This window comes from Sphingomonas sp., from assembly GCF_019635515.1.
Classification (GTDB): domain Bacteria; phylum Pseudomonadota; class Alphaproteobacteria; order Sphingomonadales; family Sphingomonadaceae; genus Sphingomonas.
The window spans coordinates 578,510-603,894 of the sequence record NZ_JAHBZI010000001.1 but is presented as its reverse complement, the minus strand read 5'-3'; the positions used below and the strand labels follow the sequence as shown (position 1 = coordinate 603,894).

General features: G+C 62.8%; 23 protein-coding genes. 7 read left to right on the top strand and 16 right to left on the bottom strand.

Features of this window, described 5'->3' with window-relative positions:
* Positions 1-16: 16 nt before the first annotated feature.
* Genes KF730_RS03060 through KF730_RS03045 form a run of 4 tightly spaced genes read right to left on the bottom strand, consistent with a single transcriptional unit; the run spans position 17 to position 3,593 of the window.
* The gene (locus KF730_RS03060) at positions 17-1,213 is read right to left on the bottom strand and encodes a CoA transferase (RefSeq protein WP_294092164.1); all 1,197 of its coding nucleotides are present in this window, start codon (positions 1,211-1,213) and stop codon (positions 17-19) included.
* A gap of 47 nt (positions 1,214-1,260) precedes the next feature.
* On the bottom strand, positions 1,261-2,046 hold the full coding sequence (locus tag KF730_RS03055; protein ID WP_294092163.1) for an enoyl-CoA hydratase-related protein: 786 nt from the start codon (positions 2,044-2,046) through the stop codon (positions 1,261-1,263).
* A gap of 33 nt (positions 2,047-2,079) precedes the next feature.
* Positions 2,080-2,502 carry a Zn-ribbon domain-containing OB-fold protein gene (locus KF730_RS03050; RefSeq protein WP_294092162.1) on the bottom strand — a complete coding sequence of 141 codons (423 nt, stop codon included), beginning with the start codon at positions 2,500-2,502 and terminating at the stop codon, positions 2,080-2,082.
* Positions 2,499-3,593, bottom strand: a complete 1,095-nt coding sequence (locus KF730_RS03045) for a thiolase family protein (protein WP_294092161.1) — start codon at positions 3,591-3,593, stop codon at positions 2,499-2,501. The genes KF730_RS03050 and KF730_RS03045 overlap by 4 nt, the downstream gene beginning before the upstream one ends.
* A 235-nt stretch (positions 3,594-3,828) precedes the next feature.
* Between KF730_RS03045 and KF730_RS03040 the strand changes: the two genes are divergently transcribed.
* From KF730_RS03040 to KF730_RS03030, 3 genes are read left to right on the top strand one after another with little or no spacing between them, the layout of a single operon-like run.
* Positions 3,829-4,635, top strand: a complete 807-nt coding sequence (locus KF730_RS03040; protein ID WP_294092160.1) for an enoyl-CoA hydratase-related protein — start codon at positions 3,829-3,831, stop codon at positions 4,633-4,635.
* Between the two features lie 35 nt (positions 4,636-4,670).
* Positions 4,671-5,891, top strand: a complete 1,221-nt coding sequence (locus tag KF730_RS03035; protein ID WP_294092159.1) for a CoA transferase — start codon at positions 4,671-4,673, stop codon at positions 5,889-5,891.
* A gap of 31 nt (positions 5,892-5,922) precedes the next feature.
* Positions 5,923-7,611, top strand: coding sequence for an acyl-CoA dehydrogenase family protein (locus tag KF730_RS03030; RefSeq protein WP_294092158.1), 1,689 nt, complete (start codon positions 5,923-5,925; stop codon positions 7,609-7,611).
* Between the two features lie 53 nt (positions 7,612-7,664).
* Here the strand turns inward: KF730_RS03030 and KF730_RS03025 are convergent, their stop codons facing one another.
* From KF730_RS03025 to KF730_RS02970, 12 genes are all read right to left on the bottom strand, one after another.
* Entirely contained in the window at positions 7,665-8,453 is a 789-nt protein-coding gene (locus tag KF730_RS03025) for an enoyl-CoA hydratase-related protein (RefSeq protein ID WP_294092157.1), read from the bottom strand.
* A gap of 23 nt (positions 8,454-8,476) precedes the next feature.
* Positions 8,477-9,673 (bottom strand): acetyl-CoA acetyltransferase, encoded by a 1,197-nt coding sequence (locus KF730_RS03020; RefSeq protein WP_294092156.1) that lies wholly within the window; start codon positions 9,671-9,673, stop codon positions 8,477-8,479.
* On the bottom strand, positions 9,673-11,076 hold the full coding sequence (locus KF730_RS03015) for a 3-oxoacyl-[acyl-carrier-protein] synthase III C-terminal domain-containing protein (RefSeq protein WP_294092155.1): 1,404 nt from the start codon (positions 11,074-11,076) through the stop codon (positions 9,673-9,675). The genes KF730_RS03020 and KF730_RS03015 overlap by 1 nt, the downstream gene beginning before the upstream one ends.
* A gap of 38 nt (positions 11,077-11,114) precedes the next feature.
* Positions 11,115-12,017: an SDR family NAD(P)-dependent oxidoreductase gene (locus KF730_RS03010; RefSeq protein ID WP_294092153.1), complete on the bottom strand. Its 903-nt coding sequence runs from the start codon at positions 12,015-12,017 to the stop codon at positions 11,115-11,117.
* 72 nt (positions 12,018-12,089) lie between these two features.
* Positions 12,090-12,986, bottom strand: coding sequence for a MaoC family dehydratase N-terminal domain-containing protein (locus tag KF730_RS03005; protein WP_294092152.1), 897 nt, complete (start codon positions 12,984-12,986; stop codon positions 12,090-12,092).
* Positions 12,983-13,849, bottom strand: a complete 867-nt coding sequence (locus tag KF730_RS03000; RefSeq protein WP_294092151.1) for a MaoC/PaaZ C-terminal domain-containing protein — start codon at positions 13,847-13,849, stop codon at positions 12,983-12,985. The genes KF730_RS03005 and KF730_RS03000 overlap by 4 nt, the downstream gene beginning before the upstream one ends.
* 53 nt (positions 13,850-13,902) lie before the next feature.
* Positions 13,903-14,634, bottom strand: a complete 732-nt coding sequence (locus tag KF730_RS02995) for a hypothetical protein (RefSeq protein WP_294092150.1) — start codon at positions 14,632-14,634, stop codon at positions 13,903-13,905.
* A complete protein-coding gene (locus KF730_RS02990; RefSeq protein ID WP_294092148.1) occupies positions 14,631-16,013 on the bottom strand; it encodes an MFS transporter in 1,383 nt (460 codons plus the stop codon). The genes KF730_RS02995 and KF730_RS02990 overlap by 4 nt, the downstream gene beginning before the upstream one ends.
* A 23-nt stretch (positions 16,014-16,036) precedes the next feature.
* Complete coding sequence (locus KF730_RS02985; RefSeq protein ID WP_294092146.1) at positions 16,037-16,810, bottom strand: class II aldolase/adducin family protein; 774 nt, start codon at positions 16,808-16,810, stop codon at positions 16,037-16,039.
* An 11-nt stretch (positions 16,811-16,821) separates the two neighbouring features.
* Entirely contained in the window at positions 16,822-17,736 is a 915-nt protein-coding gene (locus KF730_RS02980; protein WP_294092145.1) for a TauD/TfdA family dioxygenase, read from the bottom strand.
* Positions 17,737-17,768: 32 nt separating this feature from the next.
* The gene (locus KF730_RS02975; protein ID WP_294092144.1) at positions 17,769-20,273 is read right to left on the bottom strand and encodes a TonB-dependent receptor; all 2,505 of its coding nucleotides are present in this window, start codon (positions 20,271-20,273) and stop codon (positions 17,769-17,771) included.
* Positions 20,274-20,600: 327 nt separating this feature from the next.
* On the bottom strand, positions 20,601-20,996 hold the full coding sequence (locus KF730_RS02970; RefSeq protein WP_294092143.1) for a PaaI family thioesterase: 396 nt from the start codon (positions 20,994-20,996) through the stop codon (positions 20,601-20,603).
* A gap of 154 nt (positions 20,997-21,150) precedes the next feature.
* Between KF730_RS02970 and KF730_RS02965 the strand changes: the two genes are divergently transcribed.
* From KF730_RS02965 to KF730_RS02950, 4 genes are all read left to right on the top strand, one after another.
* On the top strand, positions 21,151-21,918 hold the full coding sequence (locus KF730_RS02965; RefSeq protein WP_294092141.1) for an electron transfer flavoprotein subunit beta/FixA family protein: 768 nt from the start codon (positions 21,151-21,153) through the stop codon (positions 21,916-21,918).
* Positions 21,915-22,844: an electron transfer flavoprotein subunit alpha/FixB family protein gene (locus KF730_RS02960; RefSeq protein ID WP_294092140.1), complete on the top strand. Its 930-nt coding sequence runs from the start codon at positions 21,915-21,917 to the stop codon at positions 22,842-22,844. Before KF730_RS02965 ends, KF730_RS02960 begins: the two co-directional genes overlap by 4 nt.
* A 263-nt stretch (positions 22,845-23,107) precedes the next feature.
* Positions 23,108-24,232 (top strand): acyl-CoA dehydrogenase, encoded by a 1,125-nt coding sequence (locus tag KF730_RS02955; protein ID WP_294092139.1) that lies wholly within the window; start codon positions 23,108-23,110, stop codon positions 24,230-24,232.
* Positions 24,229-25,383 (top strand): acyl-CoA dehydrogenase family protein, encoded by a 1,155-nt coding sequence (locus KF730_RS02950; RefSeq protein WP_294092138.1) that lies wholly within the window; start codon positions 24,229-24,231, stop codon positions 25,381-25,383. The genes KF730_RS02955 and KF730_RS02950 overlap by 4 nt, the downstream gene beginning before the upstream one ends.
* Positions 25,384-25,385 lie beyond the last annotated feature (2 nt).

Genomic DNA, 25,385 nt, shown 5'->3' with positions numbered 1-25,385 from the left:
TGCGTTCGCCTGAAATCTAGATGATGCCGTCCGCTACCAGCCGGTCGAATTCGGCGTCCGAAATCCCGAATTCCCCGCAATAGCGTTCGCGGTTGTGCTGCCCGAGCGGCGCGGTGAGGAACGCGACCTCGCCGGGCGTATCCTGGAATTTCGGGACGACCCCGGGCACACGGACCTCGCCCAGGCCCTCGTCGTGCACCGTCACGATATTCTCGCGGTGAAGATAGTGCGGGTCGGACGCGATCCTGGCGGCATCGTAGATCGCGCCCGCGACGACGCCGGCGCCCTCGAAGATCCGCAACGCCTCCGCTTCGGTCTTGGATGCCGTCCATTCCGAAAGGATCGCGTCCAGCGCCTCGACATTGGCGATGCGCAACTCGTTGGTGACGAACCGCCCATCGCTCGCCAACGCTTCTCCCCCAATCACGTTGAGGAGGCGTCCGACGGTGCGGTCCGAAAATGCCGACAGCGCGATCCAGCGCCCGTCGCTGGTCGGGTAGACGCCGCGCGGCGCGGCCTGATTGGAGCGATTGCCCATGCGCTCGACGAGCAGCCCAAGCTGATCGTGGAGCACCATCTGGTCCTCGAGCAGACGGAACAGCGGCTCGTACAGCCCGATATCGACGACCTGCCCTTGTCCGGTGCCATGATCGCGATTGTAGATCGCGAACATCGCCGAGAAGGTCGCGAACAGCCCGGCGACGCTGTCGGCCATGGGAAACGACGAGAGGAGCGGCGGCAATCCGGGAAAGCCGGTGCGCTCCGGCAGCCCGGCGAACGCTTCCGCGATCGTGCCGAATCCGGGCCGCTCAGCATAGGGACCGTCCTGGCCGAATCCGCTGATCCGAACCATCACCAATCGGGGGTTGATCTGTTTGAGCGCTTCCCAGCCCAGCCCCCATTTCTCCAATGTGCCGGGGCGGAAATTCTCAATGAGGATGTCCGCCGACGCAACCATTTTGCGCAATATCGCCGCGCCGCGCGGATCGCTGAGCTTGAGGGTCAGAGCCGCCTTGTTGCGCCCGGCGACCTTGTGCCACAGCGAAACGCCCTGCTTGAAAGGCTGCATGTGCCGGGCCGGGTCGCCGGCCTCGGGCATCTCGATCTTGCAGACGTCGGCGCCGTGATCGGCCATCATCGAGCTTGCCAGACCACCGGCAATGATCGTCGAAATATCGATCACCTTCAGCCCGGCAAGTGCGCCCGTACCCATAACTCGAACTCTCCAGCCCTACGCCTCGTGCCGACGGATATTCCCGCTCAGCGCCCCTTCCACTGCGGCTTGCGCTTCTCGGAGAACGCCTTGGGCCCCTCGATGGCGTCCTCGCTTTTGTACGCCTTGTCGTGCAGGCGGCTCGCTTCCTTGAGCGCATGCGCAGTGACCAGATCCTCGGCCGCCTTGATCGACGCTTTTGCCGCCTCCACCGACAAGGGCGCCGCGACAGCGATCCGCCTCGCCAGCGCCTTGGCCCGTTCCAGCACCTTTTCGACCGTCGGTTCGAGATAATTGATATAACCGATCTGGTGGAAGCGCTCGATCGGCATCGGATCGCCGACCAGCATCAGCTCCAGCAGCGCCGGCGAGGGCATCTGCCACAGCGACGACACCGCCCAGGGCGAACCCCGGCCGCGATGGACCTCAGTGATCGCAAGCTGCGCGCCGGCAAGGCCGACCCGGATATCGCACGCCTGCACCATCAGCATGCCGCCCGCGGGCGCATAGCCGTTGATCGCGGCGATCATCGGCTTTTTCAGCTCGCTCAGCCGCGGGAACGACGGATCGCCGATAATGTCGAGAATATCGATCCCCTTGGTTTCGCGGAGCTCGGCCGCTTCCTTGAGATCAAGGCCGGCGCAGAAGGTGCCGCAGTCGCTGCCGGTCAGGATGGCGACGCGAATATCGTCGTTGCGCTCGACCTCGTCGAGAATCTCGTAAAGGCGCTTGAATACGGCGGTCCCCAGCGCATTACGGCGCTCCGGGCGATTCAGGGTTATCGTCGCCACGCCCTCTTCGACATCGAACAGGACGTAATTTTCTTCGGACATCGCAAACCTCTGCTTTGAATCGGGTGGAAAGGGTCAGTCCGCGAGAACGAACCGCGGAAGCGAAATTTCGTCCGTGATTTTTTCCGGAGCGAAGCGCACCTTCTTGCCGAAATCGACATCCTCCGGCGCAGCGCCGACGAGCGAAGAGATCATTCGCGGCCCCTCCTCGAGTTCGACGAGCACGACGGTGTATGGCGTCTCCGCCGCGAAGGCGGGGCCCGCCGGTCGGTAGACGGTGCTGAACGAGTAGATAAAGCCATTGCCGCTGGCCGCACGATGCTCGAGATCGGGCGATGAACAACGTCGGCAGTATAATTGCTGGTGATAATGCACGTAGCCGCAATTGTTGCAGTGGAGAAGCAGCAGCTCGCCACGCGCCACGCCGTCCCAGAACGCCTGGGACTCGGGATCGGGTATCGGCAGCGGCTTGGTTTCGGCCAGCGTCGCGTCGCTCACAGGGTCGCCTCCGTTCCGAGGATGGTCGTCGAATTGCACGACATGCCGCCGCCCAAGCTGTGGAACAGCCCGACCTCGGCGCCCTGCACCTGGCGGTCCGCGGCATTGCCGCGCAATTGCTGCACGACTTCGATCAGATGATATACGCTGCCGGCAAGGCCGATATGCGCATAGGAAAGCAGCCCGCCGTGCAGGTTCGCGGGGATCGCGCCGCCATGCGTGAGGTTGCCCTCGGCCACGAACGGGCCGCCTTCGCCCTTCTTGCAAAAGCCGAGATCTTCGGTGACCACGATGCATACGCCGGTGAAGCAATCGTAGATTCCCGCAACGTCGATGTCCTTCGGCGTGACGCCCGCCATCCGATATGCGAGCTTCGACGACTGCGCCGCCCCCGTCGTTGCGAGATCTTCCATCAGGAACAAATGCTCCTGCGTGTAGAATTCGCCACCGCCAAGGAAATAGACGGGCTTCTGCTTCATCGCCCTCGCGCGCTCCGGCGTAGTCAGGATCCAGGCGACGCCGCCATCCGAGATCAGCGAGCAATCGAGCTTGCGGTATGGAGAAGTCACGATCTTCGAATTGACTACATCCTCGATCGTGATCGGCGTCGTCATCTGGGCGCCGGGCATTTTCAGCGCATGGTTGCGAAACGTCACCGCGACATGCGCGCGATGCTCCGCGGTCGTGCCATAGAGATGCGCATGACGCGCGCCGATCATCGCGAAGGTATTGGACGAAGGGATGCCGAACGGCACCTCATATTGCTGGTCGCGGGTCTCGGACATCGCCTTGAGCGCGAGTTCGGTCGTCAATCCGGTCAGCATCGCATCGCCGGTCGCGAACAGCACGACATCGGCCAACCCGCCGGCGACCGCCGCCGCGGCCTGGTTGAGCGCCGCGGCCCCTACGCCGCCGGAAACGTTGATATTGGTCGAATAGCGGGGCTGGATGCCAAGCGTTTCGGCGATGATGACGCTGGGACGATTATACCGTCCAGCGAATGTCGGACACGATACGACTCCGTCGATCTCGCTCTTGTCGATCCCCGCATCCTCGATGGCGGCCAGCGCGGCTTCGACGGCGTGGGTCAAAGGGCTGACCCCCGGAACCTTGCCGACACGCTTCGAAATTCCGACTCCGACCAGGCACACTTTGCCGCGAAGGCTTCGGTCGATTCGCTCTGTCATATCCTGCTCCCTGGCCAATTCTATAAGGAGCCCAACCAGCTTGTGTCAACAGACTTGAAATTCAGTTCCATTTTTACGATTAGGCATTTTGACAGTTTTGGACAGCCTGAAGGCCGGCCCCGAAAACAGGAGAATGAAGATGGCCCAAGGTACTGCGCACATTCTGGTAGAGCATCGCCGTACGGGGTGCGTCTGGATCAGCTTCAACCATCCCGAGCGGCTCAACGCCTTTGACGGCGACACTTGCCTCGAACTCGCGGCGGCTATCGAAGAAGCTTCAGCCAATCCCGAGATCGGCGTGATCATTCTGTCGGGCGTTGGCGACAAGGCTTTCTGTACCGGCGGCTATCTCGGCGAGTTGACCAGCTTCAACCCCGAAAAGGCCCGGCACCTCTTCGGAAGCGCAATGAAGGCGCTTGAGGCGATCCGCAGCGCGCCGCAGCCGGTTATCGCGGCGATCAACGGCTATGCCGTCGGCGGCGGCAACGAGTTCGTCGTGGCATGCGACCTCGCCATCGCTTCCGACAAGGCGAAACTGGGCCAGACCGGCCCACGCATCGGGAGTTCGCCCGTCTTCGGCGCGACCAATCTCTTCGCGATGTCGGTCGGCGAAAAGCGGGCCAAGGAAATCTGCATGCTGTGCCGGCAATATACCGCGGCGCAGGCGCTCGAGATGGGCTGGATCAACGCCGTCGTTCCACACGAGCAGCTCGAGGCGGAGGTCGACCGCTGGGTCGATGAGCTGCTCGCCAAGAGCCCCGCCTATCTGGAAGTCACGAAAATCTCGTCGAACGTGTGGTGGGACATGATGCGCCCGCACTTCAACCATGCCGGCCAGGCGCTGATGCGGATGGCCGGCCATCCCGAGATGATCGAGGGCGCCACCGCGTTCATGGAAAAGCGCCCGCCCGATTTCCAGCAATTCCGCACCCGCAGGGGCAAGTGAGCGGCATGCGTCACAAGCTGGCGGGAGCGCGCTGAATGTACGAGATGCTCGGCGATCTGCGCGTGATCGAGGCCGCGTCGTTCGTGGCCGGTCCGTCGTGCGGGCTGCACCTGGCGCAGCTCGGCGCCGAAGTGATCCGGATCGATCAGATTGGCGGCGGCCCCGATTTCGGAAGGTGGCCGGTCGCGCCGGATGGTCACAGCCTGTACTGGGAGGGCCTCAACAAGGGTAAGAAATCGGTCGCGGTCGATCTGAGCAATCCGGAAGGGCGCGAATTGATGGTCAGGCTCGCCACCGCGCCGGGCGCCAGCAGCGGCATCTTCCTGACGAATTATCCCGAAAGGGGCTTTCTCGCGCATGACCGACTCGTCGCGCATCGTGCGGATCTGATCACCGCCCGGGTGATGGGATGGAATGACGGCACCCCCGCGGTCGATTACACTATAAACTGCGCGGTTGGCGTGCCCTATATGACCGGGCCCGAAGGCGGCGACGAGCCCGTCAATCATGTGGTGCCGGCCTGGGATCTGCTCACCGGCGCGCTGGCGTCGACGGCGGTGCTCGCCGCGGTGCACCGCCGGCGGCTTTGCGGGATCGGCGGCGAGATCCGCCTTCCCTTGAGCGATGTCGCGATCGCAACCCTGGCTAATCTGGGACAGATCGGCGAGGTCGAAGCCTCGGGCCATGATCGCCCCGCCTATGGCAATGCGCTGTATGGCGCTTTCGGGTGCGATTTCACTACCGCCGACGGCAAGCGCATCATGGTGGTGGCGATCACCCCTCGCCAATGGACTGGCCTGATCAAGGCACTCGATATCGCTGCCGATATTGGCGGCCTCGAAGCGTCCCTCGGCACCGATTTTCGCGACGAGGGAGCGCGCTTCTCCCATCGGCACGCGCTCAATCCCATCGTCGCCGCCGCGATAGCCCGGCGCCGGTCTGACGATCTCTTCGACGCTTTCGCCGGTAATAACGTGTGCTGGGGGAAATATCACGGCTTGCGCGCGGCGATTGCCGAAGAGCCGCGGCTGGTGCGCGAGAACCCCGTCTTTTCCGATGTCAGCCATCCCAGCGGGATGCGTTACCCCGCGCCTGGATTTCCAGCTTCTCTACCAGCGGCCGACCGCCTGCCCGCTGCCCGCGCGCCGTTTCTCGGTGAGCATACCGAGGAAGTGCTCGCCGAACTGCTCGGCTGCTCGGGCGGCGAAATCGCGGCGCTGCACGATCGCGGAATCGTCGCGAGCGCCAACGCATAGATGCGTGCCATTGCACGCCCCGGAGACCATGATGACCACCAGCCTGCAAAATCTCCTGAGCGACGAACGGTTGCTCGAAACCGCCCAGGAAGCCGTCGCCGCGGCGCGCGCGCTCGCCGAAAGCTGTATTCCAGTGCTCGACCGGGCAATCCCGCTCGACAACGGGCGCCGCTCGGAAGCGGATCTGAACGCCGGCCAGCGCGTCCTGCACGGAACGGCATGGGTCTGGACAGTTGTCGAGACGCTCGATCAGACGCTTCGCTGGGGTCGGCGCCTGGCTGCGGACGGCTTGCTCGGCCGCTTGGAGCGCCTGACGATCCGCATTGGGTTCGGTGAGTATCTCGGCCAGTTGGCCGGCGGCATCGCCATGAGCCAGGCCGAGACGGTCCGCCTACGCGAACTGGGCTTGGCAGGGGATGTCCGCGAGCTGGAAAGCCGTCCCGCCGTCCAGGCTTTCTTGGATTTCGGGAATACCGCGGCGAATCGCGCCGCCCTTGTCGATGCGCTTTCGCGCGGCGACACCGTCTCCGATACGCTGGGTGACGGCGATCTCGACATGATCCGCGCCCAGTTCGTGCGGTTCGTCGACGAACGGATCGCACCTTTCGCGCATCAATGGCACCTCGATAACGCACTGGTTCCGGATTCGCTGATTGCCGAAATGGCGGAGCTTGGCGTATTCGGCATCTCGGCCGATCCCGAATATGGCGGGATGGGCATGAGCAAATTGGCGATGTGCGTCATCACCGAGGAACTCAGCAAGGGCTGGATCGCGGTGGGGTCGATCGGAACCCGCTCGGAAATCGCCTGCGAGCTCATCGCCGGATCGGGAACCGAAGAACAGAAGCGGCAATGGCTCGGGCGGATCGTCTCCGGCGAGATTCTCACCACCGCCGTTTTCACCGAGCCGGACCAGGGATCGGATCTGGCGCGCGTGCGCACGCGCGCGGTCGCCGGGGAGGATGGCTGGCGGCTGAGCGGGAACAAGACCTGGATCACGCATGGCTCGCGCAGCGATCTCATGACGGTCCTCGCCCGCTCAGATGCGAGCAAGCCCGGGCATGAAGGGCTATCGCTGTTCCTGGCGCCTAAGCTCCGCGGCTCGGAGGGCGATCTCTTCCCGTCCGAGGGGATGGAAGGCGGCGAGATCCATGTGCTCGGCTATCGCGGCATGCGCGAATACGACATCGCCTTCGATGGCTTTGCGGTGCCGCGCGACGCGCTCCTCGGCGGGGTCGAGGGTCAGGGCTTCAAGCAGCTCATGCGCACCTTCGAAAGCGCGCGCATCCAGACCGCTGCCCGCGCGGTTGGCGTTGCCCGCAACGCCCTGGCGCTCGGTCTCCGATACGCAATCGAGCGCAAACAATTCGGCCGCCCGCTTCGGGACTTCCCGCGCGTGGCGGACAAGCTGGCGTTGATGGCGGTGGAGACGGTGATGGTCCGCGAGCTCACCTATTTCGCCGCACGCCGCAAGGATGAGGGAACGCGCTGCGATATCGAAGCCGGCATGGCCAAGCTGCTGGCCGCGCGCGTCGCCTGGTCGAACGCGGATGCCGCGCTGCAAATTCACGGCGGCAACGGCTTCGCCCTGGAATTCGAGATTAGCCGCGTGCTTTGCGACGCTCGCGTGCTGAATATCTTCGAAGGCGCGGCGGAGATTCAGGCGCACGTCATCGGCCGCGGATTGCTGGCTACCCATGGGACAGCGGGGCCTGCCTGATCGTCAACCGGCTCCGGATCGCATCGCAGGCCGCCGCGGCGGCCGTAGCGCATTCACCTGTCGGCAGCGCCGCTCTTGGACAGGAATCCCGAAACGCCCGCCTGACTTTCCTCGGTACCGAACAGATAGCTTTGCGCCATCCATTCCGCGTCCAGCACCGCATCCATGGCGCTCTCGAACGATCGATTGAAGGTTCGTTTCGCCATGGTAACGGCCGAACTCGGCAAGCCGGCCAGTCGAGCAGCCATTCCGGATACATGCTCCATCAGCTCGGGGGCCGGGACAACGCGATTCACCAGACCACAGTCGAATGCTTCACGCGCCGAGAGCTTTTCACCGAGAAACGCCAGTTCCTTGGCCTTTTGCAGTCCCACCAGCCGGGGCAACACGAACATTCCGCCGAGATCGGGCACTAGGCCTACGTTCATGAACGTATGTACGAAGGACGCTTCTTCGGACGCGACGACGATATCGCACAACAGGGCGATGCTCGCGCCGCCGCCGGCCGCGACGCCGTTGACTGCGGCCACCACGGGCTGCGGCAGGTTCCAGAGCGCCCGCACCCAGCGGTGGGTGAGCCGCCCCATCATATTGTGCAGCGTCCCGGGGGAGTTCCTGAAGTCGTTGATATCGCCGCCAGCGGAAAAAGCCTTGCCCTGCCCGGTCAGTATCACGCAGCGGATCGACTGATCGCGAGCGATCGCATCAAAACACTCGAACAGTTCATCGCGCATGGCCAGGTTCATGGCATTGAACTTGTCCGGGCGGGCGAAGGCAATGGTGGCGATCCCCGCATCCACGGTGACCGACAGTGTTTCCCAAATTCTATCGGCGACGCGCATGCGGGCTCCCATCGAAGTGAATGCTATCGACCAATCAGCGCGACTGCGCAGACGCTCTGATGCGGCATGCCGCCGAGGTTATGGGACAGTCCAAGCCTCGGGATATCTTTGCGTTGGCGCTCGCCGGCCTGGCCGTGCATCTGAAGGTAGATCTCGTAGAGCATGCGAAGCCCCGACGCGCCGACCGGATGCCCGAAGCATTTGAGCCCGCCATCGATCTGACAAGGCATTGCGCCATCCGCATCGTAAAACCCGTCGAGCACATCACGGATCGCGCCACCCTCCGGCGATATGCCCAGATCCTCCATCGTCACCAATTCGGTTACGGAGAAGCAATCATGCACTTCGAGCAGGTCGATTTCGTCGCGCGGATTGGTAACGCCCGCCTCGGCATAAGCGCGCTTCACCGCCGCGCGCGTGGTCGCAAAATGGCTGCCGTCCCACGCGTTGAACTGCGCCTCCACGCCGCTGGACCCGGCAAGCTGCAGCGATTTGACCCGGACCGGATCCCGATGCCCGAGGGCTTCGGCGATCTCGGGCCGCGTGACGATGGCGCAGGCCGCACCATCGGATACGCCGCAGCAGTCGTAAAGCCCCAGGGGCTCCGCGATGATCGGGGCATTCAGCACCGCGTCCATCGTCAGCGCACTGCGCAGATGCGCCTTGGGATTGCGCCCGGCATTGGCGTGGCTCTTCACTGAAATATGCGCCATCGCGCGCTTCATATCAGCGCGATCGACGCCATGCCGGCTGGCATAGGCCGTCGCGACCTGGGCGAAGCAGCCCGGCGCCGAGATGTTCGGCCAGATCATGTTGTTCAGCGTGCCGCGACCGCGCTGCGGGAGCCCGCCATAGCCGGTATCCTTCAGCTTCTCGACACCCATCGCCAGAGCGATGTCGACCGCACCCGAAGCAACGGCATAGGCCGCACCGCGCAGTGCTTCCGTACCGCTGGCGCAATAATTCTCGACGCGGGTAACGGGAATCGACTGCAGCCGCAGCGCGGTCGAAAGCGGCACGGCCGACTTGCCGACGCTCTGCTCCTCGATGCCGGTCCCCAGCCACGCGGCATCGATCTGGACCTTCTCGATGCCGGATGTATCAAGCGCCTCGATGAAAGCCTCGACCATCAGATCCTCGGCATTCATATCCCAGCGCTCGCCGAACCGCGTGCAGCCCATCCCGATGATCGCGACGCGGTCGCGAATACCGATAGCCATCACGCCACTCCCATATGTTCGGGAACGGCCTTCCAGAAATAGCGCCGGTAACCCCGTTGCCGATCGATATCCTTGATGCGAAACGCCATTTTCATTGTCATGCCGACGGAGAGGTCTTCCTGTCGCACGTCAGCGAAATCCATCATCCATCTGCCGCCGCCGGGAAACTGGATCATGCCGTAGCAAGCCGGCGGATCGGGCGTGTAGGTCAGGTTGTCGGCTGTATAGGAATTGACCGTTCCGACCTTGTCGGCGAACGGCTCGCGCTCCTGGGTGTCGATCGCGCCGCAATCGGGATTGACGCATATCCGCGACTTCGGAAATTGCGCGGTGCCGCAGGCAGCGCATTTCCCACCGAAAAAGCCCGTGATCGCATCGCGGTTGCGCCACTGAACGGACATTGGCGTCAGCTTGTCCTGTTCGGCCCGCATTCCGCGATCGAAATCGGCGACATCGTTGATCGCGAGAAATCGATGATAGTTTCGCTCCTCACGCCGCCGGGCGAGACTGCCGCGCAAGCCGGTCCGGCCCGACGGGCGCGCGACATCGGCAGTCGCTTCGAACAGGACGACGTCGACCCCCTGGCCGAAGCCCACGGCCAGGATCTTGTCTCCGGGCATAGCCGCCTCCAGCGCCGAAGCCAGCATCAGCATCGGGTGTGCCGCGCCGGCATGCCCGCATGTCGCGGCGAGACTGTCGCGCAACGCATCGCTGGCCATTCCCACTTTGCGGGCGATTTGCGACGCAGCGCGCTGATCGGCCATCGGAGCGCAAAAATGCGCGATTTCGGAGGCCGCGACGCCGGCCTTCCGGAGCGTTTCCGCGATCGCCTCGGGAATTGCATCCATATAGCCGGCATCCCGGATCCAGCGCTCTTCCCAGAAGCTGTCCCCACCCGAACTCGCAGTGCGGTAATGATCGACGAAATCCAATGTGACGCTATGCCAGGCCAGCGGCAGCGCGAGCGCCTCGCCTTCGCCGACAACGACCGCGACACCGGCATCGCCGGCGGTCAACTCCACCACACTGCCAGATTTCGCATCGCGCTTTTCCGCGCTGACCAGCAGCTGGGTTTCGTCCGCCTGCAATGCCTGGATCAGTGCCGAGGTCGCGGCGCGCTGACTGCCGGCATAGTCGATGGCGGAAACCTCCGGCGGCAGACCGAGCGCCTCCACCACCACAGCCGAGTTCAAACGATCGAGAAACGGCAGCGTCGTCGATGCCAGCCTGACGCTGCGGATGGCGTTACGGTCCAAGTCACGGATGGCATCGCGACCGGCTTCCACCGCCAGCGTGATCGCGTCCTCATCCCAGTTGCAGATCGCACGCTCGCCCTTGCCCGCTCCCGCCAAGGGATTGGCCCAGGCATTGGCCGCAGCGATCTCGGAGCGCTGCAGGCGCATGAGCGGAATGTATACGCCGAAGTCCAGGATCCCCCGAGTCATACCGGATCCCAGCAGAACACATCCGGCGACCGGTCGAGCGGGTAGAAGGAAGCGCGTAAGGAGGGGATTGCGTGGCTGGCGAGCGATTCACCGTCCCATCCGGTCGCGGAATGGACCGAACGAAGCGGACGGGATTGCCCCATCAGGAAAATCTCGTTCTTGCGAACCGCGAAGATCTGACCCGAGATATCGGCCGCGTCGTCGCTCAGCAGGTAGCAGGTCAGCGGCGCCAGCTTCTCGGGGCCCATGGCCTTCATGCGCTCGAGCCGGGCGCGCTGTTCCTCGGTTTCGGTGGGCAGGCCACCGATCAGCCGGCTCCAGGCGAACGGGCAAACCGCATTGGAGCGAACCCCGAAACGCGACATATCCAGCGCTATCGAGCGCGACAGCGCGACGATGCCGAGCTTTGCCGCCGCATAGTTCGCCTGGGCGAAATTGCCGATCAGGCCGGACGCCGAAGTCATGTGGACGAACGCGCCGCTTTGCTGATCGCGAAAATACCGCGCAGCCGCCTGCGAAACATGGAACGAACCGAACAGGTGGACTTTCACCACGGATTCGAAATCCTCGGCGGTCATCTTGTGGAAGATCACGTCGCGCAGGATGCCGGCATTGTTGACGACGCCATCCAGCCGTCCGAACGCATCGATCGCCGATTTGACGATCCGCTCCGCCGCAGCTGGCTCGGAGACCGAGTCGAAATTTGCAACGGCCTTGCCGCCTTCCTTCGCGATCAAGGCGACGACCTCTTCGGCTGGCGAAAGGTCGGCCCCGCTACCGTCAGGCTGCGCGCCGAGATCGTTGACGACCACCTTCGCGCCGCTACGCCCGGCATATAGCGCGATTTCGCGGCCAATCCCCCGGCCGGCGCCTGTGACGATGACAACCTTTCCGTCCAATGATCCCGCGCCCACTGGAGCCCCTTCCATTGCGTTCTACGAGCTCGTCAGTCGCATCAAAAATGGAAGGTGTCAAATATAATGGAATGACGTTTCATTATTTGATCCGTCAATTGTGGCGGCTGCGGCGAAAACCTTTACCCCTGCCGCATCCGCCGCCCACAGGTCGAGGCCGTTTGAAGCGTTGGCGTTTATCGAAAAGCTCGCGCCGGCAATCAGCGGGCGGATTCCCCGGTACGTGAATTCAACGGGAGGCCTGCCCGCCACCTCTGCGGCATGGTTCAGGAGGAGCGTGGCCAGAAGCGGGCCGTGCACGACGAGTCCCGGATACCCCTCCTCCTGCACGGCATAGGGCAGGTCGTAGTGAATCCGGTGCGCGTTGAAGGTAAGCGCGGAGTATCGAAACAGCAGCACCTCGTCGGCCGCCATCTCGCGCGCATGCTCGGCGGCGGGCATGGGTGAGAGCGTGGCGATCGCTTCCGGCCCCGGTGCGGAGCGCGACGCCTCCCGATAGACAATATCCTGTCGTTCGTGGAGCAAAGGGCCCGCTGCGCCCGAAAGCTCGTGTTCCACGGTAACGAAGACCAACTGCCCCGAACGCCCGGTCTTGCCGGCAATATCGGCGATACGCGACCGGCGGATGACGGTGTCGCCAACCTGGATCGGCGCGATGAAGGTGATCGCGCCACCCGCCCACATGCGTCGCGGCAGTGCGATGGGCGGTATAAAGCCTCCCCGCTTGGGATGCCCGTCGATATCGATCCCCTCCGGAGCCACCGCGGGCGGCGAAAGGCACCAGTGGATGCCGAGCGGCGCATCCGTGCCTTGTTGCGACGCGTAACCGAGCGTTGCCCTGAAACGATCGACCAGAGATGGCGACACGATATCGCGGCTTTCCTCGGTGCGGCCAATCGCGCCTCTCAACACGTCAAGTGCCGCATCGCTCATGGGGTTTGCGAGATCGGTCATGCGGTAAAGGTGACGAAGCCGTTATTGAGTACGATCGCATCGCGCTCCACCACCTTTGCGCGGAACGCGGCGGTGCCCTCCCCCTCCGGCCATGTCTCGACGCGAATGGTCTCCCCGGGAAACACCGGCGCCGAGAATCGAAGGCGGACCGAACGCATCCGCGTCGGCTCATTCCCGCAACACATCCGCACCAGACCGCGTACGGCCACACCGAACGTACAGAGGCCGTGCAGGATCGGGCGGTCGAATCCGGCGGACGAAGCCGCGTCCGGATCGATATGCAGCGGGTTGTAGTCGCCGAACAGCCGGTAGATCAGGGCCGCCTGCGGCAGCGTTGGCAGATCGAGCGAAGCCTGTGGCGCACCGTCCGGCATCGGATGCGGCGGCGGCGCGGCGATGGCGGGCCCGCCAAAACCACCATCCCCGCGGGCGAAAGAGGTCGAGGTTAGCGTTGCCAGCAACTCGCCAGAGTCCCGGTCGATCACATCGCGCGTCGTGAGGATCAGCGCGCCCTTGCCGGCGCCCTTGTCTATCACTTCCGACACGCGCGTTCGTCCGATGACGGTGCCTGATGGAGCAAGAGGCTTGTGGATCACAAATCCCTGTTCGCCATGGAGAACCTGACCCGCGTTGACGCCAGTCGCCGGATCCCCAAGCCAGAAACCCGGATACCCTAAAACCACCGACATGCTGGGAAGCACCGCCGGGCCTCGCGCTTCGTAAACGAAGTCCAGATCCTGCTGGTCGAGCGGGTTGGCGCCACAGCCCATCGCCAGCGCGTAGAGTTGTGAATCGCGCCGGTCGTAGCTGTGCTGGATGTCCGGAAAGTCCCAATTTTTCAGGCGGTCATAATCAATTGGCATCTCGGCAACCTTCGTAAAACATGATCCCGGACCGTCGCAAAGACGGCGTTGGTCTAGCTGGCAACCGACGCGACACGGGGCATCTGCAGAAGCAGAATGTGAGCGGGGCCGGCGCCGGACACTTTCAGGAGCGACACATTCGCGTCGTCGGAAACATAAGCGACGCCGAGCGGATCCAGGATTTCGCCGGATAAGACCGCCTGACCCTCGAGTATCACGAGAAACCGGCCACCATGCCCGCTTCCGGCGGGCAATCGAATATCGGACCGGGCAGGAGCTCTGATCGACCAGGCGGCCAGAGAATCATCGGACTCGGCCAGAAGCTCCTCGATTATCCGCATCTGACGATGCGGAGAAATCTCGGCTTTGGCTTGCCGGCGCGGGACATTGCGATCGACCAGCTTGATGGCGCCAGGCAGAAAATGCGCGCCCATCGCGCCGCTCGCGCGCAACGTGAAGTATGAAAGCCCCTCCGGCCCGGCGATGATCGGGCCATATGCCGTATGCCGGTTCGCGTAGTGGATTGCAGGGGATCGGACAGGTCGCCGGTTGAGTGTGCCTCCGCCGGAGACAATGACCTGAAACTGATCCTCGTCGTGGAAATGCGGCAGGACGCAGCTTCCCGGCGCTTGTTCGACAAGATAGGCTTGCGGGCCGTCATTGCCTTCAACTGGCCCATCCGCAGGCACTCCGAAAAAGGTGGTCGTCCAGCCGGTTCCACCGCCCGACAGCTGCCGTTCGAGCCGATTGTCGCGCACATCCCTGCGGTTCGCGGCCGCGATCATTTCATCTCTTCCAGGATCGCCCGGTGACGTTTCGCATCGAGCCGAAAGGCCAGCATGATCAGCCCGGACACCAGCATGAAGCCAGCGGGAACCAGGCATGCGATCCACGAGATGCTGTCTTTGGCTCCGGCGGTCTGCGCCACGCCGGGGACATAGCCGGACCACTCCAGCAGAAATCCAAGCAAAGCTGCGCCCAACGCTGTGCCTGTCTTGTTCATGATGGCGAGGAGCGCGAAGCTGAAAGCCTCGACGCGTTCGCCGACGCGCCACTGACCATAATCAACCGCGTCGGCGGTGAGCGCGAAATAGTTGATGACGATGCCGCTCTTGCCTGCGCCGACGAGCACATAGGCGATGATCATCAACCAGGTGGCGGCCGAGGAACTGATGAGATACTGGAGCCCGAGCACCAGTGCGACCAGCGTGCAGCCGGCCGTCCAGACAGCCGCCTTGCTGGTGCGGCGTATGATCATCGTCCAGATCGATGGCATCAGCACACCGCCGACCGAGATCGCGATCAGGGCGTCCGCAGTCGAGAAATCGGCATCCACGACATAGCGAAACAGGTAGACCAGGCCGCTGTTGAGGATGGTGTAGCCGACGAAAAAAACGAGCATCGCCGCGAAAAGGACGAGGATCTTCGGATTTCGCCCGATCGCCTTGGCTGCCAGCAGCGGGTTCGAGACGTCCCGGTCCATGCTCTGGCGGTTAACCCGCTCCCGGCAAACCCAGCCAGACAAGAAAGCGCTAGCTCCCGCCAGAGCGCCGAACACGAGCGCGAACACGACGAAACCCTCGCGCAAATTCTCGGGCGGCAGGTTTTCGATGGCTTCGATCCCGAGAACGGCGCCCGTCAGGACACCGAGTGCGTTGGCGATCGCCTTTACGCCGCCGATAGCGGCGCGTTCGTCCGCGTCATCGGAAAGCCGGCTGATGAGCGAACTGTGCGGCGTCATCACCGCCGCATAGCTCGCCCGGAAGGCGAGGTGCGTGACCAGCGCATAAGCGAACAGATATTCCGGCGCGATCGACGGCATGTAGAACATGGCGAACAGCGTCAATCCGAGCAGCGGCGCCGCGTAGAGGATGAAGGGGCGGTATCGCTCGCCCCCGCCCTTTCGCCTTGCGCTCAGCCAGGCAATGCCGAAATTCGCGCCGATATCGATGGTGGAGCCCAACGAAATGACCAGCCCCGCCTGGATCGGGCTGAGCCGCATGACATCGGTGTAGAAAAACAGCAGCAGCAGCGCGAACGAGAGCTGCGCCAGCGTCGTCCCGAAGACACCCAGTCCGTAAGCCGCCTTCAGAACCAGCGGGGTCCGCTCCAGCCCGGTGGAGACCCCCGGCCGCCGGCGTGCCCTAGCTCCCGACAAGGTCACGATCCTCGGCTGGAGGCATGCATCTATGTCCGATAATTCGTTCCACGCTCACGCTCCAGCTTTCGTACCAGCGCCGCCCATTCCAGCTTGCCCGCTGCCGCGGGTCCACCGGGACCGAACAGCTTCCGTCCCTGCTCGGCTGTCGAACGCACCGCTTCTTCACTTTGCCAGTTGAGCTCCCGCCCGCCGCTCAGGCCATCGACTTGAAACCTGCACGCCGCTTCGAGCTTGTGCATCCAGCAAAACGCTTCCGCGATCGAGGTTCCAGCGGTCAGCGCGCCATGGTTCCGCAGGATCAATATGCGGCCATCGCCCAGATCATCGAGAATCCGCTCGCGTTCTCCGAGATTGAGCGAGGCGCCCTCATAATCGTGATACCGGACGAAGCTGGAAATCAGCATCGCCTTTTGGCTGAGCGGCAACAGCCCTTCCTTCTGCATCGCCACGGCATTGTTGGCACGCGTGTGCGAATGCATGACGCAGGTCAGTTCCGGCCGCGCCATGTGGATCGCACTATGGATGACGAACCCGGCCGGGTTCATCTCTTCGGATCCGCCATCGATTACATTGCCGTCGAGGTCGACCTTGATCAGCGAGGAAGCCGTGATCTCATCGAACAGCATGCCGAACGGATTGAGCAGGAAAAAATCCCCATCTCCCGGAATACGCGCCGAGATATGCGTCACCGCCATATCGGACATGCCGTAAAGCTCGGCGAGCTGGTAACAGGCCGCCAGATCGCACCGGACTTCCCATTCCGCCTGCGAATAGCGCAATTGCGGGCGAGGCTGATGCATCTCCGCCCCGATCAGCTGATCGGCCGGAGTACGGGCGTGTCCCCGGCGATCGTCGTGCCATGCATCGTCCGCCAGTTCCGCGGATCGTGCAGATTGCCGACATCATAGTCCGGCGGCGCATAGTGCGTCGCACAGCGATTATCCCAGAACAGCGTGTCGCCCGGCTTCCACATATGCCGGTATGTCAGCGTCGGCTGCGTCGTATGCTGATGCAGGAACGCGATGATGCCGGCGCTTTCTTCCAGAGTAAGTCCTTCGAAACGCTCACAGGTCGACTTGTCGAAGAACAGCGACCGCTTGCCGGTCTCGGGATGCGTGCGAACGCACGGATGCGCGCTGGAAGGCGTGCGGTCGATCTCCTCCTGGCTCATCGGCTTGCGGTTCGAAAGCCGTGCGATCGCGCTGCTCACGATATCGTACACCGGCCGAAGCCCCTCGACGATCCGCTTGTAGCCGTCGCTCAGCAACTCATAGGCCAGTTCCTGATTGGCGAACATGGTCGTGCCGCCAAGCGCGGGCGCTTCTACGCAGTGCAATACCCGTCCCATCGCCGGCTGGGGCATGAAGTTCTGATCGAAATGCCACCAGCGCCCGGTATTCACCGTTTCGGGAATGGCCCCATCCGCCTTCGGTTTATTGGTCACCACATAGACTTCGTTGGTGAATTCGGGATGCATCCATCGCTTGTTGAACGGCAGATCCGGCAATTCACCAAAATACTTGGTGAAGCGGATCTGCTCGTCGGGCGTCATCGGACATCCGCGAAAGATGAGAACCTTATGCTTGAGCAGCGCACTGCGGATCGCGCCTATCTGCTCGGAGTTGAGCGGCGCGCTGATGTCCACACCCTTGATCTCCGCGCCCAGCGCCCACCCGATCGGCGTGCACTCGATCTCCAGATCTTGTTCAGAAGCAAGCGTCGCCATCTGCGCTCTCCATCTTCCGTCACCGAATTCGACTAGAACTTGAACGAAATTCCCGCGGCTATCTCGCGCCCGCGCGAAACCACGCCATGGTGCTCGCCGATCTGGAGGCTGGTCGCCGCTCCACCCGTGCGATCCTTGGCATAGAGGAGGATATATTTGTTGGTCAGGTTGCGGCCGGTCAGGCTGAAGGTCCAATGGTCGCCCCACTGCAACTGCAGATTGGCGTTGAACTTCACATAGGCGTCTTGTCGGGAGATCGGCGATAGCGTGTCAGCCGCGAGATAGCTGCTCGAGTAGAGCGCATCGCCGCTGATTCCGAGCCTTACGTCGTCCGAGAACGAATAGTCATAAGTAAATCCGAGATTGCCCGCCCAATCCGGCGACCTTGCGGGCGCACGCCCGTCATATACCTGCTGCAGCACCGGCGCGCCGCCGGAAAGCACGCGCCCGCCGGCAGAATTTAGCACAAACGAGCACCCGGAAGGCGCCGCGGCGGTCTGGGCCTGCGCCGCCGGGATCGGATAGACGTAGCACTGACCAACATATCCCTCGAAACGATTGCGCGAATATGTGAGCGCCCCCCGCAACTGGAACCCAGGCGCGGCATCAAACTGCACCTCGATCTCCGCGCCGCGCTGCTTGACCGCACCGGCGTTGTTAAGCGTGTATTGGATCAACGTGGAGTTGAACGTGCTGACCTGAAGATCTTTGAAGTCGTAGAAGAACGCCGCTGAGGACACGCGCAATTTGCGATCAAAGAACTCGCCCTTCGCGCCAACTTCAAAACCTTCGACGGTGGTCGAGTTGAAATCGACATCCGCTATCGTCGTTGTGGTTCGAATGCCGCCCTGAAGACCGAATCCTCCGGATAAGAAGCCGGTCTTATAGGCTGCATACAGCGTCGTATCGCGCGTCGGATGCCAGGTTAGCGTCGCTTCCGGCGAGAAGTTATCGTCCTTGAAGGTGTAAGCAAGGACGCCTGGCGTCGGATCCGTCGAGGTCGGGATCACCATGTTGGTCGTCGCAAAAACACCGGTGCCGTACAGGTTGCGGGCGTTGAGATGCTTCTGCTCCCAGCTATATCGTCCGCCGCCTGCCAGTTCCAGATTCGGAAATATATTCCAGATCGCCTGGGCGAAAATCGACCGAGATCGCCCGCTGACCTGCTTGAGCGGCTCGTAGGCGTCATAACGGCCGGTCGCCGCGACATAGCCGGTGTCGCTGGTCTTCACGTCGTTATAGAAGTGGATTTCCGTATTCTGGAGATAGGCCCCCACCATGAAGTTGATGGGGCCGTCGAAATCGGTCAGCGCGCGCGCTTCAATCGAAAACGCCTTGTTCGTGGAATCCTCGACAACGGCGAGCTGGTTGAACGAGGATGAATCGAGTCCGGCGAAGCTGTTGTAGTGGAACGTGCTGATGCCCGAGTTGAGCGTCAGGTTGACCTTGCCCAGATCCTTGGAAACGTTGAGATTTCCGATTGAAGCGGAACTGTGCCCGAAAGCGCGGCCATCGCGGGGAGCGCGCGGCATCCCCGCCGCAACCGTCGGGGAGAAATCGGCGTAGACCATATGATTGTCCCGCCGGCATTCTCCGACATCGACGACGGTGTTAACCCGCGAATTGCCCGACGGACAGGGACCGATATTCTGGACGGAAGACGCGGAGCCCGGGTCGTTGCCCTCGAGCATGAACAGTTTGGCGACCACGCTCAAGCTGGGGTCAGGGCGATATTCCAGCGTCGCCCGGCCCATTACCTCGTCGTCGCCGAGCCGCTTGTGGCGCGAACCCGGCAACTGCGCAGCGCCGGCAGGCAGCGCCACGGTGTAGAACGGGTTGGCCATGGGGACGGTGTCGTTGTACAACCAGCCCTGCGCCTTCCGGAACTTGCCGGCGATACGGCCCCGGATATCGGGACCTAGCGGACCACTGATATAGGCTTCGGTGGTGATCTGATCCGCCACGAACTCGTAATTGGCCTTCACGCCCATCTGCAGCGTATCGGTGCCCCCGGCCGTGCGGATCGCGATCACCCCCGCCGGGCTGTTCTTGCCGAAAAACAGCGCCTGCGGTCCCTTCAGCGTCTCGACCTGCTCGATGTCGAAGAACCCCAGAGACGCGATCCGCCCGTCCGACGTCTGGTAACCATCTATCGCGACCGAGACGGTCTGCTCGAGACCGGCACTTCCCGGCGGCGTGCTAATCCCGCGAATGGAAATGAGACCGCCATTGGCGATCTTGTAGGGTGCAACCACCACCGTCGGGGTCATCTCGGCGAGACGCACGAGATCATTGGAATCGTATCGGGCAATATCCGCGGTGGAAAGAACGCTCACCGTGACCGGCACGTCGATAAGCTTCTCGTCGCGCTTGCGCGCGGTGACGACGATCTCGCCGGATTCGGCGCCATCGCCGTGCACCACCCGTTCCTCGGCCTGGCCCGCCGACGCCGCCGGCGCGTCCTGCGCCTGTGCGGTACCAGCGATCAGTGCTGCGGATGCAGATGCGAGATAGAGAGCGTAGCGTCCGATAGCCATTTCCGTTCCTCCCCTTGGGCACTCCTTGTTTGGAGTCGCCGCCGCTTATTCGTCGCTGGAGCATAACGCGGAGGCGGAGCGAGTCAATAATGAAACTACATTTCGTTTCTGCGTTTATATATTTCGCATGGAATGGCATTTCACATATACTATGCTGACAATATTTCCCTTATATCATAAGATGTTACCGGTAGTGATGTCCGCCAATGGATCCTTCAACATTGGCGTGCTCGGCAACCCTTGAGACAGGCCATGCTCGAATGAACACAGCGCGGCGTTACGGCTTGTCCGGCTATCTGCGCTTGAATACGCCGTTGGCCCGAGCAGTCACCCGCACTCGGTTCGGAGCAGGCCATCCACGAAAACAAGGCTTGCCGTCATCCTGAGGATGCGGACCCGGCTTTCGACCCACTCGCCAAGCCTTGCCCCTCTGATGAAGTCGACAGAGAGCGAGACCGTTGGGGTGACATTCTCGATCCCCGCATGAAGGTTCGCATTGATGCCAAGCGCTGTGTCGCACATGGTCGACACCATCCCGCCGTGGCACCAGCTCAATCGGTTGCAATGCCGAGGCTCAACCCGGAATCCCAGCCGGATAATTTCGTCTTCCGAATCGACGGGCAATTTCCAGATCGGCCCGATAAGATCGCAGAAGCCCGGCACCGCGTCGAACGGTCGCCAATCTCCTTGCGTGAGTATCCCCTGCTCTTCACCGAACACCATATCGCGCCTCCGCGCCACGCAGCATCAAAGTGCAGCCCCTTACACTTGACTACATTGAAATCTAGTTCCATTTTTCTTTATATTGATGGAATGGCGGGCCGCGGCGGACATCATGCGCGACGCTTAGGCAGGCCGATCTGCTGGAGAGAGTGGCATGAGGGTCTTGGTACCGGTCAAGCGGGTGCTTGATTACAATGTGAAGCCGCGTGTGAAGGCGGATGGGACGGGCGTGGATCTGGCGAACGTCAAGATGAGCATGAACCCGTTCGACGAGATCGCGGTGGAAGAGGCGATCCGTCTGAAGGAAAAGGGCGCGGCCAGCGAAGTGGTGGTCGTGACGATCGGCGTGGCCAAGGCCGAGACCGATGTGCTCTTGACCGCCCGCGCGATGGGCGCCGACCGCGCGACCCTGATCGCTACCGATGACGAGGTCGAGCCGCTGGGCGTCGCCAAGCTCTTGAAGGCGGTGTGCGACGAGGAGCAGCCGGGCCTGGTGATCCTCGGCAAGCAGGCGATCGACGACGATTCGAATCAGACCGGCCAGATGCTTGCGGCGCTGCTCGGTTGGCCGCAGGGCACCTTCGCTTCGAAGGTCGAGGTGAGCGGCGACCGTGTCGTCGTCACCCGCGAAGTCGATGGCGGTCTCGAAACGGTGGATCTCAAGGCACCGGCGATCGTCACCACCGATCTCCGCCTCAACGAGCCGCGCTATGCGACGCTGCCGAACATCATGAAAGCCAAGTCCAAGCCGGTCGCGAAGAAGACCGTCGCCGATTACGGTGTCGATGTCGCGCCGCGTCTCAAGACGCTCAAGACCGTCGAGCCGGCCAAGCGCTCGGCAGGCATCAAGGTCGGCTCGGTCGATGAGCTGGTCGAGAAACTCAAGGCTCTGGGAGTTGTACGGGGGGGAGTCGCGAAATGAAGACTTTGGTCTGGGTCGAGCACGACAACGCCTCCGTCAAGGACGCCACCCTCGCCGTCGTCACCGCCGCTTCGCAGCTGGGTGAAGTCCATCTCATCGTCGCGGGTAGCGGCTGCAAGGCCGTTGCCGACGAAGCCGCGAAGATCGCCGGCGTCGGCAAGGTCCATCTCGCCGATGACACCTCGCTGGGCCATGCACTCGCCGAGAACGCCGCGCCGCTGATCGTCAGCCTGATGGCCGATCATGACGCGGTGCTGTTCCCCGCGACCAGCAACGGCAAGAATATCGCCCCGCGCGTCGCCGCCTTGCTCGACGTGATGCAGATCTCGGACATCCTCTCGGTCGAGAGCGCCGACACCTTCACGCGGCCGATCTATGCCGGCAACGCCATCGCCACCGTCCAGAGCTCCGACCAGAAGAAGGTGATCACCGTGCGCGGCACCGCCTTTGCCAAGGCCGCCACCAGCGGCGGCAGCGGCACGGTCGAAGCGGTTTCAGGTGCGGCCGACACCGGCATTTCAAAGTTCGTCTCGGCGGAGATCGCCGAATCGACGCGTCCGGAACTGACCGCCGCCAAGGTGATCGTCTCGGGCGGCCGCGCGCTCCAGAACTCGGAGAACTTCCATTCGATCATCGAGCCGCTCGCCGACAAGCTCGGCGCCGCGGTCGGCGCATCGCGCGCCGCGGTCGATGCCGGCTACGTCCCGAACGACTATCAGGTCGGCCAGACCGGCAAGATCGTCGCTCCCGAAGTCTATATCGCGATCGGCATTTCCGGCGCGATCCAGCATCTCGCCGGCATGAAGGACAGCAAGACGATCATCGCCATCAACAAGGACGAGGACGCCCCGATCTTCCAGGTCGCCGACATCGGCCTCGTCGGCGACCTCTTCAAAATCGTGCCCGAACTGACCGAACGACTATAGCGTGCCGGCAACCAGTCGATGCTGCCAACTCTACTCAGGCGACCGGTTTAGGATTAGTCGCTGGGGTCCGCGAATATGCGAACCCGCTGCCCGCCCGCCTTGCAGCAGTTGCCGGCCGAACAGGTCAAAAGCCCACGCACAGTCATATCCATTTATGAAATTCAATTCCGTTTACTTGACATTTCCCTCATTTAGCTGAAAAGCGGTAACGACGCCGAAGCATGATACCGCGTCCACGGTTTGAAGGCGGAGAGGTTTTCGCGATGCTGTCCGATGATGAGATCGCTAGCGCCGTTTTGGACGGCTTCGGCGGCTTTCTTGACGAACATCATGACCTCGCTCGCCGTCGCCGGGTCCGCGAAACGGCACCGGGCTATAGTCCGGCGCTGTGGCGAAGATTCGCGGCCGAGGGCTGGCTGGGATCGCGCGCAGGGGAGCGCGAGGGCGGGAGCGGGCTTTCTGCGCACGCGGCCGGCGGTATTGCGCAACTGGTTGGCGAGCGCCTCGTGCCCGAGCCCTATCTCGCGCAAGGATTGTTCCCGCTGATCACGCTGCTGCACGCTGACGAAGGCGCTTCCCGCGCCTCGGCGATGGAGGGTTTGCTGGGCGGACAATCGCGTATCGCCGTAGCGTGGCAGGAACGCCCCGGCGCGGTCGAAATCGCCGGCAATCTCCGCACCCGTCTGTCGAAAGAAGGCGGGCGCTGGCGACTCGACGGCGAAAAGACATTCGTCGTCGGCGGTGGCGCTGCGGAGAGGCTGATCGTGCTGGCGGCGGACGGAGCGGGAACGCCGCATCTGCTCCTGATACCGAGCGACGCCGAAGGCGTTCGCATCGCCGATCAGCGCCAGATCGACGGCACCACTGCCGCCACGATATGTTTCAGCTCCGCTCCGGTCGCGGACGATATGTGGTTGCAGACCGGTAGTGCCAGCGCCCTGGACGGCGCGCTCACCGAAGTACGGGCGATGCTCGCGATGCAGCTGTTGGGGATCGCCCGGGCCGCGCTGGCTATCACGATCGAACATGCAAAGACCCGCCAGCAGTTCGGCAAACCGATCGGCTCGTTCCAGGCAATCCAGCACCGATTGGTCGACTATGCGATGCGCATCCGACTGAGCGAAGCACTATGCGTCAAAGCGCTCAAGGCAGTTGATGGCGACGATGCCGATCGCGCCAAGTCACTTGCCGCCGCCGCAAAATTGAGCGCGGCCGAAGCTGCGCTTGTCGTGACGCGAGGCGGGATCCATTTGCACGGTGCGCTTGGCTACACCGACGACGCGGATATCGGTCTTTACCATGTCGCAGCGCTCGTGCTCGCGCCGTGGCTCGGCAATACCGAAGCTCTCACCGTCCATTTGCTCAACTTGAACGAGCTTGCCGCATGAGTCCCCCCGATTTCTCCCGGATGGCGCTGCCTGAGTTCCGGAGCTTCATCCGCGAATGGCTTGCGGCGCATTGCCCCGAGAGCATCCGCCGCCCCTTCGACCGCCTGCAAGGCGAAGAAGCGCTGAGTTGGCAAAGGATCAGGTTCCGTGGCGGGATTGTCGCGCCAGGCTGGCCAGTCGAACATGGCGGAATGGGGCTGTCAGTCGATCGCCAGATCGCGATGACCGAGGAATTCGAAAGATATCGCGTCGCCAGGACGGTGGATGCCGGCATTTCGATGCTGGGGCCGACTCTCATCAAATTCGGGACCGAGGCGCAAAAGGCGTACTACCTGCCTCGCATCCTCAGCGGCGAGCATCGCTGGTGCCAGGGATATTCGGAACCCGGCGCGGGTTCGGACCTGGCATCGCTGAGTACCTCCGCTGTTCGCGATGGCGACGATTACGTGATCGACGGGCAGAAGACATGGACGTCCTATGCCCATGACGCGACGCATTGCTTCATGCTCGTCCGGACCTCGGTCGAAGACCGGCCGCAAAAGGGCATCACTTTCGTGCTTGCCGACATGCGGAACGGTGGTGTCACCGTGCGCCCCATCACCAATATCGCCGGACATCGGGAATTTTGCGAGGTGTTCCTGGACGGTCTGCGCACGCCAATCAACAACCGCGTTGGCGAAGAAGGGCATGGCTGGACCATCGCCAAATCACTGTTGGGTTTCGAGCGGATCGCTATCGGAACGCCCGCGCTCTCCCGGCTCGCGCTGGAAACCTACCGGCGGCTCGCCAGCGAACTTGGCGAGGCGAACAATCCCGTCGTGCGACACGAGCGCGTGCGACTGGAGCTTCGCTACGCGGAACTGGATTGCCTGTTCCGCGAGATCGTCGATGCCGCCACGCGCGGCATCTATGACGATGTCGAGCTATCGATCCTGAAGCTGACATCGTCCGAACTCTTCCAGGCTATAGCCCAGGCGACGCAGGCGCTCGCTGCGGAAGCCGGCGCGATCGGCGTCTGGGGTGAAGGCTCATCGGCGCTCGACCTGCGCCAATTGTACATGATCTCTCGACCCGCATCGATCTTCGGCGGAACTAGCGAAATCCAGCGCAATATCCTGTCCAAGCGCTGGCTGAACCTTCCGGAAAGATGATC

Excerpts from the sequence above, each read along its gene's own strand:
- KF730_RS03060 (WP_294092164.1), bottom strand. The coding sequence starts at position 1,213 with ATGGGTACGGGCGCACTTGCCGGGCTGAAGGTGATCGATATTTCGACG.
- KF730_RS03055 (WP_294092163.1), bottom strand. The coding sequence starts at position 2,046 with ATGTCCGAAGAAAATTACGTCCTGTTCGATGTCGAAGAGGGCGTGGCG.
- KF730_RS03040 (WP_294092160.1), top strand. The coding sequence starts at position 3,829 with ATGGCCCAAGGTACTGCGCACATTCTGGTAGAGCATCGCCGTACGGGG.
- KF730_RS03035 (WP_294092159.1), top strand. The coding sequence starts at position 4,671 with ATGTACGAGATGCTCGGCGATCTGCGCGTGATCGAGGCCGCGTCGTTC.
- KF730_RS03030 (WP_294092158.1), top strand. The coding sequence starts at position 5,923 with ATGACCACCAGCCTGCAAAATCTCCTGAGCGACGAACGGTTGCTCGAA.
- KF730_RS03025 (WP_294092157.1), bottom strand. The coding sequence starts at position 8,453 with ATGCGCGTCGCCGATAGAATTTGGGAAACACTGTCGGTCACCGTGGAT.
- KF730_RS03020 (WP_294092156.1), bottom strand. The coding sequence starts at position 9,673 with ATGGCTATCGGTATTCGCGACCGCGTCGCGATCATCGGGATGGGCTGC.
- KF730_RS03015 (WP_294092155.1), bottom strand. The coding sequence starts at position 11,076 with ATGCGCCTGCAGCGCTCCGAGATCGCTGCGGCCAATGCCTGGGCCAAT.
- KF730_RS03005 (WP_294092152.1), bottom strand. The coding sequence starts at position 12,986 with ATGACCGATCTCGCAAACCCCATGAGCGATGCGGCACTTGACGTGTTG.
- KF730_RS03000 (WP_294092151.1), bottom strand. The coding sequence starts at position 13,849 with ATGCCAATTGATTATGACCGCCTGAAAAATTGGGACTTTCCGGACATC.
- KF730_RS02995 (WP_294092150.1), bottom strand. The coding sequence starts at position 14,634 with ATGATCGCGGCCGCGAACCGCAGGGATGTGCGCGACAATCGGCTCGAA.
- KF730_RS02985 (WP_294092146.1), bottom strand. The coding sequence starts at position 16,810 with ATGCATCAGCCTCGCCCGCAATTGCGCTATTCGCAGGCGGAATGGGAA.
- KF730_RS02980 (WP_294092145.1), bottom strand. The coding sequence starts at position 17,736 with ATGGCGACGCTTGCTTCTGAACAAGATCTGGAGATCGAGTGCACGCCG.
- KF730_RS02975 (WP_294092144.1), bottom strand. The coding sequence starts at position 20,273 with ATGGCTATCGGACGCTACGCTCTCTATCTCGCATCTGCATCCGCAGCA.
- KF730_RS02970 (WP_294092143.1), bottom strand. The coding sequence starts at position 20,996 with ATGGTGTTCGGTGAAGAGCAGGGGATACTCACGCAAGGAGATTGGCGA.
- KF730_RS02965 (WP_294092141.1), top strand. The coding sequence starts at position 21,151 with ATGAGGGTCTTGGTACCGGTCAAGCGGGTGCTTGATTACAATGTGAAG.
- KF730_RS02960 (WP_294092140.1), top strand. The coding sequence starts at position 21,915 with ATGAAGACTTTGGTCTGGGTCGAGCACGACAACGCCTCCGTCAAGGAC.
- KF730_RS02955 (WP_294092139.1), top strand. The coding sequence starts at position 23,108 with ATGCTGTCCGATGATGAGATCGCTAGCGCCGTTTTGGACGGCTTCGGC.
- KF730_RS02950 (WP_294092138.1), top strand. The coding sequence starts at position 24,229 with ATGAGTCCCCCCGATTTCTCCCGGATGGCGCTGCCTGAGTTCCGGAGC.